Genomic DNA, 21,224 nt, shown 5'->3' on the forward strand with positions numbered 1-21,224 from the left:
CAGCCACAGGTAGCTGCCTTTATGCCAAACCGTACGACCGCTTGGCCGCTACGAGCGTATTTTGCATCAGCATTGTAATCGTCATTGGGCCTACTCCGCCGGGAACAGGCGTAATCGGACCGGACACTTGCTTTACGCTCTCAAAATCAACGTCACCCGCCAGCTTTCCGTTCTCCAGACGATTCATTCCCACATCGATAACTACTGCACCTGGTTTTACGAACGAAGCATCAATAAAATTGGCTTTACCGATGGCAACGACCAAAATATCCGCTTGTCTGCTGAGCTCGGCCATATTCGCTGTACGAGAGTGACACATCGTAACCGTAGCATTTTCACGCTGCAGCAATAAAGAGACTGGCTTGCCCACGATATTACTGCGACCAATAACAACTGCATGTTTACCAGCTATCTCTACTCCAGCACGCTTGATTAACTCAATGACTCCAGCGGGAGTACAAGGCAGTAGGCTATCATCGCCGATGACCAGGTTTCCTACGTTTACCGGATGAAATCCGTCAACATCTTTCTCCACTGCAATCGCGTCAATGACAGCTTTTTCCTGAATATGCTTTGGCAATGGCAGTTGCACCAATATCCCATGGATATTACTTTGATGATTCAGCTTATCCACCAGTTTCAGTAATGCTTCTTGCGAAGTATCTGCCGCCAGTCGATGAACCTCAGAGTAATAGCCGAGATCATGACACGCCTTTTCCTTATTTTTAACATACACCTGAGAAGCAGGATCTTCGCCTACCAGTACAACAGCCAGTCCGGGTTGAAAGCTGTGTTCTTTCAAACGAATGACCTCTTGCTGAATGCTTGCCCGGATATCCTGAGAGATTTGTTTACCATCAATGATCGGTGCTGACATGTTTAACCACTCCCCAACCTGATTCAGTAGTCTCTAATTAAAAACGTGCTTTCAATTGCTCCAGCTCTTGTATAACTCGTCCCAGCACACCATTAACAAATTTACCCGATTCCTCGGTTCCAAAGTGCTTCGACAATTCAATGGCTTCATTGACTGCTACCTTGGCTGGAACATCCTCGCGGAAAATCATTTCATATACCGCAAGCCTCAAAATTTGACGATCCACACGTGAAAGTCGGCTGATCTGCCAGCCTTTCAGGTAATCCGCCAACAGCCCGTCAATAGCTTCCTTGTGCTCCCATGTGCCACGCACATGCTCCAAAACATATGCTCTTAACACTTCCGCGTTTTTAATCACAACTTCGGCTTCGTTTTCCTCAGCCGCTTCCTGAAGCAGCATGTCTACAGCTGCCGCCGCATCCACTTCATTCATTTCCATATGGTACATACTCTGTACCGCTAATTCCCTCGCCAGACGTCTTTTCATGCCCTGCCTCCTACGCTTGCCTATATCTATTTTTCATTCTAACCAATTTCCACAAAAAAACCTGTGAACGCATCCTCCAAAACCGTTGGGCGCAAATAAGCTACAGCTGTATTTTGGAGAACACGTATCACAGGGTTCATTTAAAAGGACGCCAACGTTGCGACAACCATTCGCTCCATTCTTTCCAAGGGAGGAATGAACCAAGCGCTGAATCGCTACGTCTTCCTAGCGTATATCCGATGAACACCATCAATGCAAAGAACAACATATTCCAAAAGCCTGCCCACAAATAAATAAAACCGAAAAAAATACCGGCCGTGATCCCCATGATCCGGCCCTTGTAACTTCCCCATATTTCTTTCCAGGGCATCAGGGAAAATCACCTCTATTCCACACGACTCTTAAAGCTTGGTGACTGAGAAACATTAGCGATGTACACCGACACATTGGATACTGGAATTCCTGTAATTTCTTCCACATGGTCGTGTACCCCCTTTTGTACCTCGGAGGTTAACACCGGAATGGAGCTTTCCCCGTCAACAATCGCCCGAATCGTAATATCAAGTCCCGATTCCAACACACGAACGCGTGCTTTCAGATCCTGCATCCCGCGAAATCGGGAAGCCGCTTTGAGGCACAGGTTTTCGATGGTATCCACCGAAATCTGAATGTCTCCATATTCGGTTCGCTGATCAATAGAATGCTGTACGGTTTGGTTCCGTCGAATAGAGATATAAAAAAACCGAAGACTCAATAACAACAGAACTCCTGCAATAATCAAGCTGGTAAACCACACCACTCGCTCATCCTCAATGCTTAAAACATACGGAATGGCCCCGCTCAGGAGGAGGATGGCGAGAATGGAAATAATTCCGATACTTAAGCTGTACAAAAACAGCAGAAGTCTGTCCATAACTTTAGCCACGAAACGCACAGCCTCCTTAAATTAGAGTAAACCCTCGACCCATAAGGGTCGGGGGTTTGTACAAAGTATCGCTCTATTTAACCCGTCCGGCGCCCAGCACTTCCGGCTCTTCTACTTTTTCAGCATTTTTGAATTGAACATCATGAATTTGCACGTTCACTTCTACCACGTTAAGACCTGTCATGTTTTCAATGGAACGCTTAACATTATGCTGAATAGCAGCAGCCACCTCAGGCAGACGGTTACCATACTCAATAATGACGGAGACGTCTACAGCAGCTTCACGCTGTCCGACTTCCACTTTTACACCTTTAGATAAATTTTTGCGGCCTAGCAGTTCGGCAAATCCGCCAGCAAATCCGCCACTCATTCCCGCTACACCTGGTACTTCAACGGTAGCCAGTCCGGCAATGACTTCAATAACTTCCGGGGCAATTTGAATTTCCCCAATTTCTGTACGTTCGAATTCGGTTGGCACTGTGCTCATACCTTCAACACCTTTCGGTCAAAATAAGTTTCATTCCAGCTTTGGATATCAAAGCAGACATGCTCACTTATTATCCATACTATATCATTTGGCGTTCATTATGACAAACTGAGGAAATATACCGATTAAACTTCGTTTTCCTCCAAAAATTTAATATCAAAATCGCCTTCAATAAAGGTCGGATGCTCTAGCAAGCGCTGGTGAAAAGAAATCGTTGTGGGTATGCCCTCAATAGCAAACTCAGCTAAAGCCCGCTTCATTTTGGCAATCGCCTCCTGCCGTGTAGGCGCCCATACAATCAGCTTGGCAATCATAGAGTCATAATAAGGAGGAATGCTATAACCTGGATAAGCAGCGCTGTCTACCCGTACTCCAGGACCGCCTGGAGGCAGATAAAATCCGATTTTACCCGGTGCAGGCATAAAATTACGATCCGGGTCCTCAGCGTTAATGCGGCATTCTATTGCCCAGCCATTAATCGTGACTTCTTCCTGAGTAAAGGAAAGCGGATGCCCTTCAGCGACCGAAATCATTTCTTTAATCAGGTCTACACCGGTAATCATTTCTGTTACTGGATGTTCTACCTGAATACGTGTGTTCATTTCCATGAAATAGAATTTATTGTCCGGGCCAAGCAAAAATTCAAGCGTACCTGCGCCAGAGTATTGAACGGCCAAAGCTGCACGAACAGCTGCCTGTCCCATTTCTTCACGAACATCCTGCGAAAGTACTGGACATGGTGCTTCCTCCAACAACTTCTGACGACGACGCTGTACAGAGCAGTCCCGTTCGCCCAAATAGGCAACATTACCATGCTTGTCCGCGATGATCTGTATTTCCACGTGTTTCATACCGGTCAAATATTTTTCCAGATACACACCCGCATTGCCAAAGGCCTTTTGCGCTTCCTGCTGAGCAGTAGTGATTTGTTGAATAAGGTTATCCTCATCTTCGGCGATACGAATACCTTTACCACCACCACCTGCTGTGGCCTTGATAATGACCGGATATCCGATATCGCGTGCGATGCTGATTGCATCCTGCACATCCTCAACCAGTCCGTCTGAACCTGGAATAACCGGAACCCCGGCATCCTTCATGGTCTGCTTGGCTACAGCCTTGTCTCCCATTTTGTTAATTGCTTCAGGAGAAGGTCCGATAAACGTAATATTGCACGATTCGCAAATTTCAGCGAAGTCTGCATTTTCCGCCAAAAATCCGTAACCTGGATGAATGGCATCACATTCAGTTAATGTAGCAACACTCATCAGGTTCGTAAAATTAAGGTAGCTGTCCTTAGACAACGTCGGTCCGATACAGTAAGCCTCATCTGCGAGACGCACATGTAACGAATCCTTGTCAGCTTCCGAATAAACGGCAACTGTCGAAATATTCATTTCGCGGCAAGCGCGAATGATACGAACTGCAATTTCTCCACGGTTCGCGATCAATACTTTTTGAAATGTCATGACTTTATCCTCCCTGGGAGCAGTCTTGCCGAACCCTCATAAAAAGGGACAAACAAGCTTTTTACTCCGGTTTCACAAGGAACAATGGCTGGCCATACTCAACCAACTGTCCGTTTTCGGCCAAAATTTCTACAATTTCGCCCTTTACTTCAGCTTCCAACTCGTTCATCAACTTCATCGCTTCAATAATACATACCGTTGTTTTATCGCCTACTTTACTGCCGATACTCACATACGGGGCCGTATCCGGGGATGAAGAACTATAGAAAGTGCCCACCATCGGAGATACGATTTTATGTAGATTGCTTGCATATTCCTTCGGTTCCCCAGCAGTTGCATGTCCAACATCGGACTGTGCTTGTGGATTCGGAATTGCAGCTTGTGGCGCCATTGTATAAGCAGGTGCTGTTACAGGAGCCTGTACCGTAACGATCTCGCTTTTGCCCGGTTTACGGATCATGAGGCGAGTTCCTTCATTTTCAATTTCAAGCTCATGCACAGACGTTTCATCCACCAGCTTGATCAATTCCTTAATCTCGCTTAATTTAAACATCTCTATTAATCACTCCTTCAGCATTTTGCCGGTTGCTGATAACATTTTTGAAACAGCTTTATGTATTATATCACAATCATTAAAAATAGAAAGAGCCCGGGATTGTGCAGAAATCCGGGCTTTTTCGCGTTTTTTGTCTTATTGTGTAACATACTGGACACTGATCTTGTCCTGCGTAACGTTTAATTCCTTCATGACTTTATCGACAATCGTTACCGCTTGCTTAGCATCCAATTTTTCACTCAGAACCACTACTTTGTATTTATCAGCATCTTCCTCGCGGACGACTGCATTGGCGAATTGCTGCTGTAGCTCTTCTTCGATACCGGTAATTTTGGCCTGTTTATCTTCAAGTACATGTAATTCCTTTTGCGCCTCTGCAGCTTTCTGAGGTGTACTATCATTCATTGCCGTAGTCAGCTCGTCATTTTTCTTTTGATTTTCCACATCCCGCTCCAGCAAATAGTTGTCAATCACAGCTGCCGCTGTTGGTTGGGCTGCTTGTTCGTTTGCTACTTGATCAAGTACCTGCTTGTCGGTTTTGGCGCTAGAAGCTGCTTTGTCATCACTTTTAGCTGTCGTGTCTGTCTTAGCTGTAGTTGTGTTTTGATCGGATGCAGTCGATTCAGTAGCAGGGGCGGCGGCTGTGTCTTTACCGGCTTTTGATGATTCTGTTGCTGGATCAGTTGTAGAAGCCGTGTCCTTTGTGGAAGTCCCTGCTGTTCCGTCAGTTACTTCTCCATTGGTTACCACTTCATTTACTTTCAGTTCGTTCATTTGTTCTTCTGCCTTTGACGTTGCTTCCTGGGCAGCATCCTGTTTAACCTTGCTCACCTGCTCGCTGTCTGCCACGGGCGGATTCGCCGGACTAGAGTCCTCCGTAAACAAATAATATGCAGACAGTACCACCATTAAACTCAGCATGGACACCAGCCAAACGGTTTGTCTTTTATTATTCATGTTCTGTCCTCCATATTCATAAGTGGTTTGCAATATTAACTTCTTTGTTCTTAAATTCCATATTATCCCTGCTTACGCGGAACGACTGATATTTTGTATGAAGGTACGTTCAGTCCCTTCTGCACAGCATCTACAATGAGTTGCTTCACGGTAGGGTTTTCTGCCCCCATAGCCACCACAAGCACTCCCCTTACCTGTGGTTTTACTTTTTTGGTAACAATCGGAGTGTGCTGACCGCCCGATGATTCATAGGTGACAATCTCACCATCGCGTGTATATTGAGTAGTGTGCCTTTGTCCACCATTGGCGTCCGTCTCGTTATTTTCTTCCTGCATGTCCTTCACATTCCGTTGAACGATCACTTCTTCGGTAGAGTCTACCGTAACCATGACATCGACGGTTCCTACGCCAACAATCTGCTCCAGCATCTGTTTCATATTGTCCTCAAAAGCCTTCTCGATTCCGGCAAAGGAACTGTCCTCACCTACCGTTGTTTCTAACGCAGGTTCATTTTTCATTACGCCAGGCGGTTCTCTCCCTACGTTTTCCGGGTCGACTTTTTTCACATTAACGAATGAATTAAAGAGCATGATCGCTACACCGATAAGGCCAAGAATAAGTAGCCAACGAAATGAATTGAACTTTTTCGCTCCGTCTCCCCCTCCACCCATCCATTGCTCCAGCTTTTTCCTCCATTTACCCATTTCGGTTCACCTCCTGTTACCATTCATGTGTTCCTTCCTGCGAATTAATCACCTGAACATGTGTGCTGTCGATCCCCCATTTTTCACGTAGAATGCCTGTGATTAAGCCAAAAGCTTTCTGATCCGCAGGTTTGCCATCCTCTGTGGTTTCGTCAGGACTACGATCATCTTCTCGCGTTCCTTCATTATGATTAGAGGTTTTTGACTGTGTCGGCTCTACACGAATATTCACTGTCTTTTCAGCTACAGGCTCCACGATAACCGGCTTGATATCTGTATCCGGCGGGACGTTTGTGTTTTTTTCTTTTTCTGCCTTCTGCTCCGCCAATTTGACCACTACTGACTGAACACCCGTTCCTGCCTCTAGCCCCGATTCTTTCTGCTGAATCTGCGCAAGGGTCACCTGGACCGACTGAATTGCTAACCCAGTGTACTGCTCCAATTGCCCTTTCATTTCCTTAGCTACCTCTTTGCCTGCCCATTGCAAGGAGCTTTGTTCCTGCTGTTGCTTTAGCTTGTTGCCTTTGGCTAAGATTTCCTCCAATGTCGGTTCCCTGTTACCTGTCTCTGCCTGGCGTTGCAGATCCAATGCTCGCCCCAGAACCTCTGAGGGACTGCTGCTCAGCAAGCGCACAATCGGAGATAGCAATGTCAGCAAAACAAGCAGGCTGAGTACGAGTTTGACATACCTTTCCATAGATCGGCTCGGTAAGATCATATCGACAAAAGAAGCCAGCAGCACGATTAGCACTAGTTCCTTGAGCCAGCCTCCCAGCCAGGTCACGTCACTCGCCTCCCTCTCGTTGGATTATGTGCATGTATTCACCTCATCATGACCGTCATATTGCCTGCTGCGAGCATGACGGTAATCGCAAGGAAGGACATTAATCCCACTGCCGCCAGTGCCGCAAAAACATAAATCATACTCTTGCCGATGGCATCCAAACATTCCACAATAGGCGTATCTCCCAAAGGCTGCATGATTGCTGCGGTCACTTTATAAATGAGAGCTAGTGTCAGAATCTTGAGAGCAGGAAAAGCGCACAGGAACAAAATAATGATGACTCCCACAAGACCGATGGCATTTTTAACGAGCAGTGATGCCGAAATGACCGTATCAGTTGCATCTGCCAGCGCCTTGCCTACCACTGGAACAAAGCTACCTGTAATATATTTAGCTGTACGGATTGTTAATCCGTCAGTAACCGAAGAGGTTAATCCCTGTACCGAAATGACTCCTAGAAAAATAGTCAGAAGCACTCCCAGCACGGCAACACCAGCGTTCCGCAGTAGGTCAGCTAACTGGGTCAGCTTGTATTTGCCCGTGAGCGAGTTGACCAAGTACAGCACAGCCGAGAAGAAAAGCAGCGGGAAAACAAGCGTATGAATGACTGTTCCGACCGTGTTGATCATAAATACAATCAGCGGGTGGGTCACCGAAACTGTGACAACGTTACCCATCGAGGCCAACATGGTAAACAGCAAGGGCAACATCGCCATCATGAAATGAATCATGCTGTCAATTGCTTCTTTGGCATAACCAATCGCTACACTAAAGCTATTAATCGCCAAAATGATAATGACCATGTACACGATAGCGTAGGCAACTTTGCTGACCTGCTTGCTTTCAAAAGCGCTTTGCAGCGTTTCCAGCACCATACTCATAATGCTGAGCATGACGATGGTGACGAGCAGCTTGGCATTCACCCGGATTTCATGGATGAAAAAATCAGCTATAGCCATCAACACACCTTTTATGGTGAATCCTTCACCACCCGGAAGCAGCATGTCCATGAAAGAAGGCGTTTTCTGGTCAGGGAAAAATCCGCCGTATTGCTTCATGAGTCCGTCCCAATAATGTTCAACATCATCTTTGGGCATTTGCTCCGCCTGTTGTCTGATCCATTCGTTTGTAGGTGTATCTGCGAAGAGGACCGCAGCCGAGGCGCACCAGAGACATAGCAGCAAAATCACAATAACTTTGAGATTCGGCATGCCCCCCAGCCTTTTCATGGCATCACCCCCTCAGGCGGGCATCAGCTTCAGAATGGTATCAATAATAATGCTGATAATCGGGATTGCGAGTACCATGATGAGTACCTTTCCAGTAAGCTCTATCTTGGAAGCAATACCGTCTTGTCCCGCATCCCGTACGATCTGTGCTCCAAATTCAGCAATATAAGCGATACCGATTATTTTTAATACGGTTTTAAAATAAATCATGTCCATGCCTGAAGACCTGGCCAGTCGCTCCAGCACGGCAACCACAGATCCGATCTTGCCAATCAGCAGCAAAAAAATGACGATTCCCGCAGCTGTTGCAATCAAAAAGGCAAACATCGGCTTCTGTTCCTTGATAACTAAGATGAGGACTGTGGCAACGAGGGCGAAGCCCACCACTTGAATAATTTCCATGTGTTCACCTACTGAAAAAGAAAAATAGATTTGATCTCTTGCAGAAGGTTATCCAGCATTCGCACCACCATGAACAGCACTACAACGAAACCGATGACCGTCACCCAATGGGCCATGTCTTCCTTGCCCATTTGCTTTAGTACGGTATGAATCATAGCGATAATAATGCCAATTCCGGCAATCTGGAAAATTGCGTTCACTTCTAAATTCATTCGAGCACCCCGCTAATAGATCAAAATGACGATCAATGCTCCGATCAGCAGTCCCAGGCTTCTGCTCATACGCTCGTATCTCACCTGATCTGCCTGCGCCTGCGCTTCTTCATGGGATAACTGCTGGATGGTCAGCGCAATGTGCTTGATCTGGTCCTCACGGTCGCTGGTTCCAAGGCTGTAAGCAAGCTGACGCATCGCTTCCTTCTCGGCCTGCTTCATAGAGGAACGGCTCCACGAGACTTCAATCGCTTTATGCAAGCTTTCTCTGGCGGTCAGGCCAAACGAGGGGTGCATCCAGCGTGAGGCTTGCTGAAACAGAGAGCGCAGCGGCTCTCGCAAGGGCTCTCCTGTCTTGGCGAAAGCATCTGGTAACGGAGACACCCCGTAAGAAACCTCGGTGGTCAGTCTTTGCAGTGCGAGAATTAACTCTCTGATTTGCCGCGGCCTCATGGCAAATTGCCTTGCCCGCTGCCAGCCTGCCAGTGTGGTGGCTAGTATAACCAAGACAGCTCCCAGCAACTTAAGCATAGGAGATGCCCCCGTTCTGCCCTTCCCCAGGCAGTGTCAGCCTGCGCTGCTTGGCATCTGCCAGGCGAAAAGAGACACCCCGGCTCGTCCGTTCCAGCATGACGTAGAGCTGGAACAGCTCCTGTCCTGTAGCTAATCCAGCAAAGGCAGATCGGCTCGCCATTTCAGCCACATCGCGACCATGTGCGGAAGCAATGACTGCGATGCCTGCGTGAAGTGCTTCACGCACCGCCTCTGCATCTTCTGGCCGCCCGATTTCATCAACAATCAGGACATCCGGTGACATCGAGCGAATCATCATCATCATGCCCTCTGCTTTCGGGCATCCGTCCAATATATCGGTGCGAGGTCCGACATCAAAACCGGGGATGCCCTTGTGACTGCCAGCAATCTCAGAGCGTTCATCTATAATGCCCACCTTAAGTCCATTTCGTCGCCCTCCGTTGCTTTTCATCCCTCCGTAACTCAGTTGCCGAGCCAAGTCCCTAAGCAACGTCGTCTTGCCATGCTGAGGCGGTGACAAGATGAGCGTATGCCGTATCATTCCAGATTTTCGATCCGCTACATAAGGCAATATCCGATCAGCTATGCCAGGAATGGCCCGAGCAATTCGTACATTAAAGCTGCTTATATCTCGCAAATGCTCTACTCGCCCTCGGTTGAGCACGGTTCTCCCTGCCAAGCCAATACGATGACCGCCAGGGATCGTAATAAACCCTTTGCGAAGCTCCTCTTCCATGGTGTACAGGGAATGATTACTGATAAAATCCAGTAATCGGTGGGTATCCTCGCGGTTAGGCTTATAGGCTTCAACAGGATTCAAAGTCAGCCGACCAGCAGTCGTTACAAAATGATGATCACCATTCGCATTAACTTCCAGCGGCCTTCCTTCCCGGATCCGGATTTCTTCCAGTTGCTTAAATACGGTTTCTGGAAGCCTTCCGAGTATACCGTGCAACGGTTCCGGAAATAACTCCAGCCATTCCATACCAGTGCCGCCCCCTCACAGTTGTCCTTTTTCTTTAAGACAAGTCTATGGCTGACTCTCGCTTTTTATGCCGAAAATATATTGAAAATTCAGTCGAACATTTGCTCACTCCTATCCACGCTCAGCGGACCTTTCCCCCGCTCATTCAAGCCCCTTTCCCTGCTTTATATAATAAAAAAAGGCTCCCTCTAAGCCTTGGCGGCTAAGGGATACCCTTAAATAAAAACGCTAGATTTAGAGCAAAAAGAGGCTGCTCCACAGTCTGACTCTCACTGATGGAACAACCTCTTAACCTACTGCTGTATTCTATGATTTATCCATCTATAACTAGGGAGCGTATAATATATCGACCTTTCCCCGTCATAGCGTTTCCCTAAATCATTTGATGTTATTAACGACGGTCTTTAGGTCCGCCCACAAACGCTTGCTCCTCGGTATCCAGATTATAAGCTGTATGCAACGCTTGAATAACCTCATGAAGCTTTCCAGCTTCAATTACACACGATACCTTGATTTCGGATGTGCTTACCATTTTAATGCTAACGCCTTGCTCGGCCAGCACGGCAAACATTTGCGCTGCAACACCCGGGTGGCTAACCATTCCCGCACCTACAATGGATACCTTTACCAGATTTTCCTCAGACGTTACTTCACGGTATGGAAGCTCTCCGCGAATACCTTCCAGTGTCTTAAGGGCAGCTTCACGATCCGTCAGAGCTACTGTAAAGGAGAAATCTGCTTTTCCAGCTTCAACCCCGCTCTGCACAATAATGTCTACATCAATTTTGGCTGCTGCCAGTGTTCCGAAAACTTTTGCCAGTACACCAGGGATATCTGCAACGCCCAAAATACTGATTCTTGCTACATTTTTATCATATGCAATTCCACTGACTACAACGCCTTGCTCCATTACTGCATCCTCCTTTACGACTGTTCCTTCATTATGGTTAAAACTGGACCGCACAATCAACGGTACCCGGTTATGTTTGGCATACTCTACCGCACGGGGATGTAAAACAGCCGCACCTAAATTGGCTAATTCCAGCATCTCATCATAAGAAATTTCTTTTAGCTTACGTGCCACCTTCACGATTCGTGGATCTGTTGAATATATGCCGTCCACATCCGTGTAAATTTCACAGGCATCCGCTTGAATCGCCGCCGCCAGCGCAACGGCCGTCGTATCAGAACCACCACGTCCCAGCGTAGTAATATCTCCATCTGCAGACATCCCCTGGAAACCAGCTACAACAACAATCTTGTTGCTGCTCAGTGCATCCAGCACACGCTGAGGTTGAATATCCGTAATCCGTGCCCGACCAAAGTCAGATTCAGTACGGAAGCCAGCTTGCCATCCTGTAAACGATACCGCTTCATGACCCAGCTGCTGAATAGCCATCGACAACAATGCGATTGAAATTTGCTCGCCTGTCGTCATCAACATATCCAGCTCACGTGCAGGCAACTGCTCATTTAATAATTTAGCCTGGTCAATCAATTCGTCTGTCGTGTCTCCCATTGCGGAAACGACCACTACACATTGATGCCCTTCACTCTGTTTCTCAACGACGCGTTTTGCCACGCGTTTCATGCGCTCCGTGTCACCGACGGAACTGCCTCCGAATTTCATGACATACAAAGACAACGATATTCACTCCCTCAGACTCACAGTATGTAACCTTGAGATGGCACCAAACGATTTGAACGTGACATCCTGCGGCATAACTTTAGTACAGTATAATACGAAAGTGCTGTGTGGAGCCAATGTTTTTTAATATTCCTAATATAAAAATATCCCCTGCCCTTAACAAGGACAGAGGATACCAGAAACTGTAAATTCTATGCGCGAGACATGTATTTGCCGTCACGAGTATCAATTAACAATACGTCATCTTGGTTAATAAACAGAGGAACTTGAACATTCAAGCCTGTTTCCAGTTTGGCATTTTTGGTTGCACCTGTAGCTGTATTCCCTTTAATACCTGGTTCTGTTTCAATTACTTTGAGCTCCACGCTGGTAGGCAGGTTGATACCCAGGATTTCTCCGTTGTAGCTTATGATGTTTACATTCATGTTTTCTTTCAGGAAGTTAAGCTCCCATTTCAGTTGATCGCTGGACAATGTAAATTGATCATATGTTTCGTTGTCCATGAATGTGTGATCGTCTGCACTAGCATACAGATAAGATACACCACGATTTTCGATTTGCGCCCGGCCAATTGTTTCACCCGCACGGAATGTACGTTCAACCGTATTACCGTTACGCAGGTTTTTCAACTTGGAGCGTACGAATGCTGCGCCTTTACCTGGTTTTACGTGTTGAAAATCCAGAACTGTAAAAATATCTCCGTCTACCTCAACGGTCAAACCTGTTTTAAAATCATTAACGTTAATCACTAAAATACCCCTCCTACAGGACTGTTATCGTTATTAAACGACTGTAAATTCTTTGCTCGAATGCGTTAATACTTTGATGCCGCTATCTGTAATAACGATATCATCCTCGATCCGTACACCGCCCAATCCAGGCACATAGATACCTGGTTCGACCGTTACAACCATGCCCGGCTCCAGAATATCATCACTTGCCTTCGACAGACGTGTAGATTCATGCACTTCAAGACCCAGACCATGACCTGTACTGTGTCCGAAATTGTCTCCATAGCCATGGCTCGCAATAATATCCCGGGTCAACGCATCCGCTTCACGGCCTGTCATGCCCGGCTTAATATGTTCGAGTGCATGAAGCTGCGCCTTAAGTACAATATCATAGATCTCGCGCAACTGAGGCGCCAAATCCCCTTGTGTAGCCACTGTACGGGTCAAATCGGAGCAATAGCCATCCAGCAACGCACCAAAATCAAACGTAATCAGCTCACCTGCTTGTACTAACTTTGCACTGGCTACTCCATGAGGCAATGCCGAACGAACTCCGGATGCCACAATCGTGTCAAATGAAGAAGAAGTAGCTCCCTGCTTGCGCATGAAGAATTCCATTTCCAGATCCAGCTCACGCTCGCTGACTCCTGGTTTGATGTAAGGTAAAATGTGTGCAAATGTAGCATCTGCCAAATCCGCTGCCCGTTGCATCACTTCCAGCTCTTCCGCATCCTTGTACACCCGCAGCTTTTCCACAATGCCCGATACCGGAACCAGCTTAATAGGTGACAAATCTTCGCTGTAAGCTTTATGTGTCGCAACAGTTACATCATCCTGCTCAAAGCCTGTTTCGCTAATCTGATGGGAGGACAGCAATTCTTTTACTGTTTCCATGACCTGCGCAGCGTGCTGCACTACCGTAAAGCCTTGGGCTTGTTCGGTCGCTTGTGTCATATAACGAAAGTCAGTCAGCAAATAACTATGGGATTCTGTAATCAGCACATAACCCGCTGAACCTGTGAAGCCTGTCAAATATCGACGATTGACAGGGCTAGTAATCAGCATAGCCCGCAGATTATGCTCGCCCAGCGCCTGCCGCAACTTTAGCACCCGGTCATTCTTCATCTTCATTCCGCTCCCCTCTGTCAAATAACCAAATGCTATTTTAACACAGGGGATAGGCGCTTGAGAAGTTTTTGTTACGTTCTGCCCCCAGCCTTCTCAGGCTCGCGCATTCTTTCATCCGTATACTCGACTGCAACGGTATATCCGATAAATAGTCCCCACAGTATAAATACACAAACTTCCGTATATATGGAATTCCATGTTAACCGATGAGGGGGGTTCATCATCCCTAACTTAGGACCTGTTAACACAAATAAAACAACCCACCAAATCAGACCGTATATAATACCGGGTATAGGGCCATTAAACCTGCGCAAAATCAAAGTGTACACCAATGACGCTACAATGGACAATGCAATAAAAAACAGCAGCCCTACCAAATGACCTGCCATGGTGTTCATGAACGAATGCTTAAAAAACGGCTCTGCCAGAAAGCCAGGCGCCACTACTGTAAAGTGCAGCGTATAAAACAGCCAGCGCAGCAATCCCCAGAGCAAACCCGCAAAAAAACCCAGCTCAAGTGCAAAGGGAATGAGCGGTGTATGTACTTTGCCTGACTGTTGTCTACCTCTACTACTGTTGTCATTATGATTACGTTGATCTTGAGATTCGCGAGACTGTTCCTGGTCATGACCTATTTTCGGTATAGAGTAAGTTTCACTCATGTGGTTGGATCTCCTTTCAAAATGCATAAATTTTCTCATGGTAAAGACTCATTGTTATAAGGAAAAGCATGTGTACTTCCACCAAATTCGTGCCTATCCATTTTGAGAGGTAGTATGCTCCAGTGGGGGGGATTTTAACAATGAAATTGAATGGATTTTGTATTCTTTTCATTGACAAAAATTCAATCCTGTTTCATAATATAATGATGAAAATGATAATCATTATCATTTTATAATACGTTTATACAGGAGAACGCAATCTATGAAAAAGGGATTTATCGGATTCTTATTGTTACTGACTTTTATGCTCACACTGGCAGGTTGTGGAGCAACTGACAATGTAGCGAATAAAGGCCAGACAGCTACGTCGGGTAGCAAACCTACTGAAGCAGCGACCGGTCCTGTGACAGTAAAGCATAACCGTGGTGAGCTCACGCTTGACAAGCCCGCTCAGCGTGTCGTAGTACTGGAATGGACATTCACGGAGGATTTGATTGCATTGGGCGTGCAGCCGGTTGGTAATGCGGACAATGCCAACTATAAGGTGTATGTGACTCCAGAGGCATCTCTGGACAGTAACGTGGTCGATGTCGGTACACGCAACGAGCCTAATTTGGAGGCGATTGCTGCATTAAAGCCGGATCTCATCATCTCCAACTTTGATGGGAATGAAGCAATCTATGAGCAACTCAAGGCCATCGCACCGACGATTGAATATAATCTGAACGATGGTAACGGCTACGACTATGATAAGATGGTAGAGATTTTTAATAGTATCTCAGTCGCTCTTGGAAAAGAGGATAAAGCTAAGCAGGTGCTTGCCGATCTGGATCAGCATTATGCCGAAGCCAAACAAAAGCTCGCCGCTGCAGACAAGTCGGATTTTCATTTTATACTGACACAGGCTTTCACTTCGCAAAATGCAGCCAGCCTGCGTATGTTTTCAGATAATTCAGTCGTCGTGGGAACATTGGCGAAGATCGGTTTGGTCAACGATTGGAAACCGAGCAAGGTTGAATCATATGGCTTTTCAACTGTAGGCATTGAAGCTCTGTCAGCTGTTCAGGACAGTAACTTTATCTATATTGTGCAGCCGCACGATAACGTTTTCGGCTCATCTATGAAAAATAATTCTGTTTGGAACGGTTTGAAATTCGTCAAAGAAAAACGTACTTATCCGTTGGCCAGTACAACATGGACGTTTGGCGGCCCGGTCTCGTCAAAGGGACTGGTTGATGGAGTTGTAGGGGCAATCACGCAATAAATTTCATGTTGACGATTCCGTCTGGATTTATAACTGACGATAATAAGCATTTATGGGGGCAGTTTGACCGCTCTCATAAATGCTTTTTTAAACCTATGGTATGAGTCTCCCTCACACACTACAAGGATTTCCATCTTCTCCGTTATGACTAATTACCCTTTTCAAATGATAAATTTAGCAGGTCACCACATCCCATTTTCGTCTAACTAGATATTCCCTTCCAAATTCGATACAATATACAAAAAAGCATGTATTAAGAGAGGTGAGACGGTTGTCACAAGCATCCAAGCCTGTGAGCTACGGCGGTCAGGCAGTCATTGAAGGTGTCATGTTCGGCGGCAAGCGTGTCAATGTCACGGCAGTTCGCCGCAAATCTGGCGAAATCACATATTTGGAAGTACCACGCAAGGAGCAATCCTGGGTGTCCAAATTCCGCAGAATTCCGTTATTGCGGGGGATTGTCAGCATCATCGACTCCAGTGCCAAGGGTACCAAGCATTTGAACTATTCAGCCGATGCGTATGCTGATGATGAAGTAGATCCAGAAGAACGCGCTGAACAAAAGAAAAAAGAGGAATCCCGTTGGAGCCTGAGCATGATGATCGGCGTGGCTGCGGTCGGTATATTGTCCTTCCTCTTTGGCAAAATTGTATTAACCCTCGTTCCAGTTGTTGTGGAGACTTTCCTGTTTGGCGGTTTGTTTCACAACCAGATTTTGCATAATCTCGCTGAAGGAGCTATTAAGCTGATTTTGCTGCTGGCTTATTTATGGGGTATTTCCCAGACTCCGTTAATCAAGCGATTGTTTCAATATCACGGCGCGGAGCATAAAGTGATTACTGCATTTGAAGCAGGGGAAGAACTAACTCCAGCCAACGTACAAAAATATAGTCGACTGCATTACCGCTGCGGCAGCAGCTTTATTATGCTCACCGTGATTATCGGGGTACTTGTCTATTCCCTGTTTACCTACGATAATCTGTGGGAGCGCATGGGGCAACGTCTTTTACTGCTTCCGATCGTATTGGGGCTTTCTTTTGAATTCCTCAAGCTGACCAATGCACTTCGGGAAATTCCAGTGCTTCGTTATCTAGGTTACCCCGGCCTATGGCTGCAGTTGCTTACCACCAAAGAACCGACCGATGATCAAGTGGAGGTATCGATTGCCTCATTTAAGCGTATGCTTGAATTGGATGCTGAGTTGGAAAATGTACCTGTAAAGGAGACCCTCAACAGTCCGGTCCTTGATCCTGTGAAAGGATGAGTGAATGATGTACAGACATGCCGTTATTTTCTGGCTTACCCTTGCTTTGGGCGCATATGGAATTATAGATATGCTATGGAAAGGTAGCTGGGGCTTTCTCATTAGTTTACTAATCCCTGTTTTTATTTTTGCAGTTATATTTCTGCTGTACAAATACCAGCCTGGACAACGCAAGCGAACTCCCAAAATTAAGCCCTCTGTGCGCACGATGACCAAAACAGCCAGTGCACGTAAGCAGCAGACTACAAACAAACGCAAAACATATCCTTTTCATGTGATTGAAGGGTCCAAGGGTAAAAATGAAGAGGAACAGCCAAAGTACCATTAATAATCATTTCCTTTAAAATGTAGCACAAAGGAGCCATCACCCGTGTTTTGAAATGACCGGGAATAGGCTCCTTTTTTCTTTCTTTAAACTCAACTCTAACCTCCAGTAAATGGTATCTACTTCATGGCATACATGGTATCTTTCATCAATTGATACTTACTATACTGCTGCTGGTAAGAAGTGATGCTCCATTTGTGGAAAAAAGCTTCTCCTGCCTGCATACCTGAAGCGTATAACAAATCACTTTGTTCGGGTGAAATGCTGAATTGTGCTGTTCGGATACCCAAAGTTGGAATTTTAATGGTCCGATATCGATTCTCCTGCTCAATATACCTTTCATCATGTGCCGATAGCATTGTATCAAAAATAGCTTGTAGCATCGTCAGTGGGCCCCGTATATAAGAAACCTTCGTCTCCGTCCCTGTTTTGCCCACCATTTGAAAACCTACCGTTGGAATCGTTTTGGCCTCACGTTCATTTACAGGCTCATCAAAAAGCCACAAAGGCAAATTACTGAGCAAGGCCCCGTCAACTACAAATACAAATTGCTGGGAAAAGGTTTTTCCCTTGGCAAGTGCAGAATCAAGTCTTAACATAACAGGATCAAAAAAATAAGGGATACTGGTGCTCATCCGAATGGCCTTGGCTACCTCCAGCGAAGAGGGGTTTATACCAAAACGTTTGATGTCTTCAGGAAGCACCAAAATGCGTCCATTCGTAATGTCTGATGCAATAATGCGCAGCTTGCCAGGAGGTAGATCCGCGAACGTACGCACTCCTTTAGCTCGTAACAGCTCGCGTACCCAATGCTCCAGTGCCTCCCCTGAGTAGAGCCCTTTTTTAAGAAAGATACGTGCTGCTGGCCCAACCCACTTAATGTTGAATACTGGAGAACGTCGTAACAACTTGACCAAGGGGGTTTTCTCAATTACGGCTTTCATTTCATCCGCCGTATATCCCGCAGCCAATAAAGCAGCTACAATAGCACCTGATGATGTACCTGCCAAACGATTGAATACAATATCATGATCCTCGGCAGCCTTAACTGCACCCGCCAGCGATATTCCCTTAACCCCTCCACCCTGGAACACAGCATTGATCAGCATAGATCAAAAAACCTCCGTTCTCTTGGGAGTAAGCAGTTCTACTGCTTATCTATGAGAACGGAGGTCCATATAGAACCTAAATGATCCAATTTATATCATAATTGATAATAATTTTGAAGAAGTTGAATGAGTCCGTATGGATTTTTGCGCAAATGCTGTGCACTAAAATAAATATCCCCTTTAACCTGTTTATAATTCTCGTTCAGTTCAAGCTGCTTAATTAACTCTTGAGCTGATTGCCACCCTTTTTCAGGGGTGCCGATTTTATAAGGAGAATGACCGATATACAGCTTAACATCTGAATTTTTGACCTCATTGGACCACCATGCGACAAGCTTGTCATATCCAGCCGCTGGGAAGCCGATACTCCAGTAAATTTGTGGAGCTACATAATCAATCCATTCTTTATTAATCCAGGTTCTTACATCCGCAAATGTCGTGTCATATGCAGTAACGCCTGCCTTGGTGTCTGAACCCGTTATGTCCTGAGACTTGTTGCGCCACACCCCAAAAGGACTAATCCCGAATTGAACTTTCGACTTGCTGGTATGAATGCTTTTGCCCAAATCGCGAACAAAACTATTCACATTATCTCTCCGCCAGTCACCTTTATTAGAGATTTTGTTGGCGTTATATGCTTTGAAGGTTGCATCATCATCAAAAGTCCCGCTGTAAGGATAAAAATAATCGTCCAAATGGACACCGTCAATATCGTATCCGTTTACGACTTCCATAATCGCAGCAATGACATGCTGACGTGCAGCAGGAATTCCAGGATTGATGTACAACTGGCTACCATTCTTAACAATCCAATCCGGGTGCTGATTAGCTACATGGTTTGCTGCCAAACCGCTAGTTGTTCCTGTAGAATTCGCACGGAACGGATTAAACCAGGCATGAAATTCCATCCCCCGCTTGTGTGATTCGCTAATCATAAATTTCAACGGATCATAGCCTGGATTTTTACCCTGGGTATTTGTTAAATACTTGCTCCATGGCACAAGATCAGACGGATAAAGCGCATCTCCGCTGGCACGAACCTGAACGAATACCGCGTTAATGCCCATGCCCTGCAAATCATCGAGCATTTTTGTAAACTCCTGCTTTTGCTTCTCGGAGCTGTTTCGGGCACCCGAAGAAGGCCAATCTCCATTAATGGTGGAAATCCATGCTCCACGCATAGAGGTTGTAGCCTTTACCTGAGCCATATTCCCCTGTGAGGAACCAGAACTGTCCTCCTTAGTAGAGGTGGACGGTGAATTGACAGCGTCCTGTCCATCATTATTGGCTTTGGCTCCCTGATCTGTACTTACACTCTCCTGATTGCCAGATGCTGACGTATCCGAGGTTAAGCTGCCGCTGCCCACAGAAGAAGTGTTCCCACCAGTATAGGTCCCTTCTTTACCACTGCTTAATGTAATGACCCGTTCTGAGGCTTGCCAGTCTACCTTTAAGCCCAACTCTTCCCCAACAAAACGCAACGGTACCATGACTCTCCCACTTGACATACGCGCAGATGCGTCCAATCGAACCGACTTACCATTCACAGTAGCGCTTTGTGCACCATTTTCCATAGATATATTTTTGTTCTGTGCTGTAATCGTTACCGTACCAGACGATGCCGACCAGTTAACCTGAGCGCCTAATCCCTCACTAATCACTCGCAAAGGAACCATCGTGACATTCGCTCCCTGTACAATGTACGGTGACGCATCACTTTGCAGGGACTGTCCGTCCAATATAATCTCAATCTCACCAGTTGGTGCCGCTTGAACTCCAGGCACGATGGCAGTCTGTACTGCTAAGAGTAGACCCGCAGCCATGAGCCCTATTTTCTTCCGATTCATATCTTTATAATCCTCCGCTACCCCTGTTAATTTTAACCCCTATCTTGTCCTGCTATATAATGGATAGACGCTATTAACCGGATATTTGTTGCGGTCAGGACAAATAAAAAAAGCATCGTCCGTAAGGACAGATGCTTTTAGGAATCTCCACTTAATTCCTTGTGTATGTCATGAAGCTGGCGCAAGCGATCTTCATCCCGGCGGAAATATTCAACCAATGTCTCGATACGGGTGATGGAATCCCAGCTCAAATGGTGTTCAATACCTTCCACATCTTTATATATCAGGTCCTTGTCAACCCCAATCATATCCAGAAATTGCTCTAGTAGCTGGTGGCGGTCAACCAACCGTTTGCCAACTTTTTTCCCTTTTGGTGTCAAAATCAGTCCCCGATACTTCTCATATACAAGATAATCGTCCTTATCCAACTTCTGAATCATCTTGGTGACGGACGAAGGATGCACTTCCAAACCTTCTGCGATATCCGAGACACGAGCATATCCCTTCTCATCGATCAGTTGGTAAATGCGCTCCAAATAATCTTCCATGCTTGGCGTTGGCACTTGTTTCCCTCTTTTCTGTTATTGAACGGGCGCTTACCGCCTTCATTTCCTGCATTAAACCTACTATGTAATGAT

Annotated in this window: 25 protein-coding genes; 3 read left to right on the forward strand and 22 right to left on the reverse strand. The window is 46.1% G+C overall.

Annotation, left to right across the window (positions count from 1 at the left end):
- Positions 1-19: 19 nt before the first annotated feature.
- The 19 genes from folD to KSP24_RS08035 all read right to left on the reverse strand — a co-directional run bounded on the left by folD (position 20) and on the right by KSP24_RS08035 (position 14,777).
- Complete coding sequence (gene folD, locus KSP24_RS07945; protein WP_013371775.1) at positions 20-877, reverse strand: bifunctional methylenetetrahydrofolate dehydrogenase/methenyltetrahydrofolate cyclohydrolase FolD; 858 nt, start codon at positions 875-877, stop codon at positions 20-22.
- 37 nt (positions 878-914) lie between these two features.
- Positions 915-1,364: a transcription antitermination factor NusB gene (gene nusB / locus KSP24_RS07950; protein WP_013371776.1), complete on the reverse strand. Its 450-nt coding sequence runs from the start codon at positions 1,362-1,364 to the stop codon at positions 915-917.
- A 136-nt stretch (positions 1,365-1,500) separates the two neighbouring features.
- On the reverse strand, positions 1,501-1,734 hold the full coding sequence (locus KSP24_RS07955; protein WP_013371777.1) for a DUF2273 domain-containing protein: 234 nt from the start codon (positions 1,732-1,734) through the stop codon (positions 1,501-1,503).
- Positions 1,735-1,749: 15 nt separating this feature from the next.
- A complete protein-coding gene (gene amaP / locus KSP24_RS07960; RefSeq protein ID WP_040103448.1) occupies positions 1,750-2,289 on the reverse strand; it encodes an alkaline shock response membrane anchor protein AmaP in 540 nt (179 codons plus the stop codon).
- 73 nt (positions 2,290-2,362) lie between these two features.
- Entirely contained in the window at positions 2,363-2,776 is a 414-nt protein-coding gene (locus KSP24_RS07965; protein WP_013310820.1) for an Asp23/Gls24 family envelope stress response protein, read from the reverse strand.
- 125 nt (positions 2,777-2,901) lie between these two features.
- On the reverse strand, positions 2,902-4,245 hold the full coding sequence (gene accC / locus KSP24_RS07970) for an acetyl-CoA carboxylase biotin carboxylase subunit (RefSeq protein ID WP_013371779.1): 1,344 nt from the start codon (positions 4,243-4,245) through the stop codon (positions 2,902-2,904).
- 61 nt (positions 4,246-4,306) lie between these two features.
- Positions 4,307-4,798, reverse strand: a complete 492-nt coding sequence (accB, locus tag KSP24_RS07975; protein WP_040103447.1) for an acetyl-CoA carboxylase biotin carboxyl carrier protein — start codon at positions 4,796-4,798, stop codon at positions 4,307-4,309.
- Positions 4,799-4,936: 138 nt separating this feature from the next.
- Positions 4,937-5,758, reverse strand: a complete 822-nt coding sequence (locus tag KSP24_RS07980) for a SpoIIIAH-like family protein (protein ID WP_058711536.1) — start codon at positions 5,756-5,758, stop codon at positions 4,937-4,939.
- A 62-nt stretch (positions 5,759-5,820) separates the two neighbouring features.
- On the reverse strand, positions 5,821-6,462 hold the full coding sequence (gene spoIIIAG, locus KSP24_RS07985; protein WP_013371782.1) for a stage III sporulation protein AG: 642 nt from the start codon (positions 6,460-6,462) through the stop codon (positions 5,821-5,823).
- Between the two features lie 16 nt (positions 6,463-6,478).
- Positions 6,479-7,246: a stage III sporulation protein AF gene (spoIIIAF, locus tag KSP24_RS07990; RefSeq protein ID WP_216974865.1), complete on the reverse strand. Its 768-nt coding sequence runs from the start codon at positions 7,244-7,246 to the stop codon at positions 6,479-6,481.
- 38 nt (positions 7,247-7,284) lie between these two features.
- Complete coding sequence (gene spoIIIAE, locus KSP24_RS07995; protein ID WP_013371784.1) at positions 7,285-8,475, reverse strand: stage III sporulation protein AE; 1,191 nt, start codon at positions 8,473-8,475, stop codon at positions 7,285-7,287.
- Positions 8,476-8,487: 12 nt separating this feature from the next.
- A complete protein-coding gene (gene spoIIIAD, locus KSP24_RS08000; protein ID WP_013371785.1) occupies positions 8,488-8,877 on the reverse strand; it encodes a stage III sporulation protein AD in 390 nt (129 codons plus the stop codon).
- 8 nt (positions 8,878-8,885) lie between these two features.
- The gene (gene spoIIIAC / locus KSP24_RS08005) at positions 8,886-9,089 is read right to left on the reverse strand and encodes a stage III sporulation protein AC (RefSeq protein WP_010345636.1); all 204 of its coding nucleotides are present in this window, start codon (positions 9,087-9,089) and stop codon (positions 8,886-8,888) included.
- Positions 9,090-9,101: 12 nt separating this feature from the next.
- A complete protein-coding gene (gene spoIIIAB / locus KSP24_RS08010) occupies positions 9,102-9,620 on the reverse strand; it encodes a stage III sporulation protein SpoIIIAB (RefSeq protein ID WP_013371786.1) in 519 nt (172 codons plus the stop codon).
- Positions 9,613-10,608, reverse strand: coding sequence for a stage III sporulation protein AA (spoIIIAA, locus tag KSP24_RS08015; protein WP_216974866.1), 996 nt, complete (start codon positions 10,606-10,608; stop codon positions 9,613-9,615). The genes spoIIIAB and spoIIIAA overlap by 8 nt, the downstream gene beginning before the upstream one ends.
- Positions 10,609-10,999: 391 nt before the next feature.
- Positions 11,000-12,253, reverse strand: coding sequence for an aspartate kinase (locus tag KSP24_RS08020; protein ID WP_013371788.1), 1,254 nt, complete (start codon positions 12,251-12,253; stop codon positions 11,000-11,002).
- Between the two features lie 194 nt (positions 12,254-12,447).
- Positions 12,448-13,005, reverse strand: coding sequence for an elongation factor P (gene efp, locus KSP24_RS08025; protein WP_013371789.1), 558 nt, complete (start codon positions 13,003-13,005; stop codon positions 12,448-12,450).
- Between the two features lie 33 nt (positions 13,006-13,038).
- On the reverse strand, positions 13,039-14,112 hold the full coding sequence (locus KSP24_RS08030; protein ID WP_040103444.1) for a M24 family metallopeptidase: 1,074 nt from the start codon (positions 14,110-14,112) through the stop codon (positions 13,039-13,041).
- 74 nt (positions 14,113-14,186) lie between these two features.
- Positions 14,187-14,777 carry a YqhR family membrane protein gene (locus KSP24_RS08035; RefSeq protein WP_216974867.1) on the reverse strand — a complete coding sequence of 197 codons (591 nt, stop codon included), beginning with the start codon at positions 14,775-14,777 and terminating at the stop codon, positions 14,187-14,189.
- A 262-nt stretch (positions 14,778-15,039) separates the two neighbouring features.
- Between KSP24_RS08035 and KSP24_RS08040 the strand changes: the two genes are divergently transcribed.
- The 3 genes from KSP24_RS08040 (at position 15,040) to KSP24_RS08050 (ending at position 17,633) form a co-directional block, all read left to right on the forward strand.
- Positions 15,040-16,041, forward strand: a complete 1,002-nt coding sequence (locus KSP24_RS08040) for an ABC transporter substrate-binding protein (protein WP_216974868.1) — start codon at positions 15,040-15,042, stop codon at positions 16,039-16,041.
- Positions 16,042-16,312: 271 nt separating this feature from the next.
- Positions 16,313-17,305, forward strand: coding sequence for a DUF1385 domain-containing protein (locus KSP24_RS08045; protein ID WP_090738831.1), 993 nt, complete (start codon positions 16,313-16,315; stop codon positions 17,303-17,305).
- Between the two features lie 4 nt (positions 17,306-17,309).
- Positions 17,310-17,633, forward strand: a complete 324-nt coding sequence (locus KSP24_RS08050; RefSeq protein ID WP_090738830.1) for a hypothetical protein — start codon at positions 17,310-17,312, stop codon at positions 17,631-17,633.
- Positions 17,634-17,749: 116 nt separating this feature from the next.
- Here the strand turns inward: KSP24_RS08050 and KSP24_RS08055 are convergent, their stop codons facing one another.
- The 3 genes from KSP24_RS08055 to mntR all read right to left on the reverse strand — a co-directional run bounded on the left by KSP24_RS08055 (position 17,750) and on the right by mntR (position 21,149).
- Complete coding sequence (locus KSP24_RS08055) at positions 17,750-18,739, reverse strand: patatin-like phospholipase family protein (protein ID WP_090738829.1); 990 nt, start codon at positions 18,737-18,739, stop codon at positions 17,750-17,752.
- A gap of 95 nt (positions 18,740-18,834) precedes the next feature.
- On the reverse strand, positions 18,835-20,586 hold the full coding sequence (locus KSP24_RS08060; protein WP_216974869.1) for a family 10 glycosylhydrolase: 1,752 nt from the start codon (positions 20,584-20,586) through the stop codon (positions 18,835-18,837).
- A gap of 137 nt (positions 20,587-20,723) precedes the next feature.
- On the reverse strand, positions 20,724-21,149 hold the full coding sequence (gene mntR / locus KSP24_RS08065; protein ID WP_007430946.1) for a transcriptional regulator MntR: 426 nt from the start codon (positions 21,147-21,149) through the stop codon (positions 20,724-20,726).
- Positions 21,150-21,224: the final 75 nt, after the last annotated feature.

This window comes from Paenibacillus sp. AK121, assembly GCF_019042715.1.
Classification (GTDB): Bacteria; Bacillota; Bacilli; order Paenibacillales; family Paenibacillaceae; genus Paenibacillus; species Paenibacillus polymyxa_C.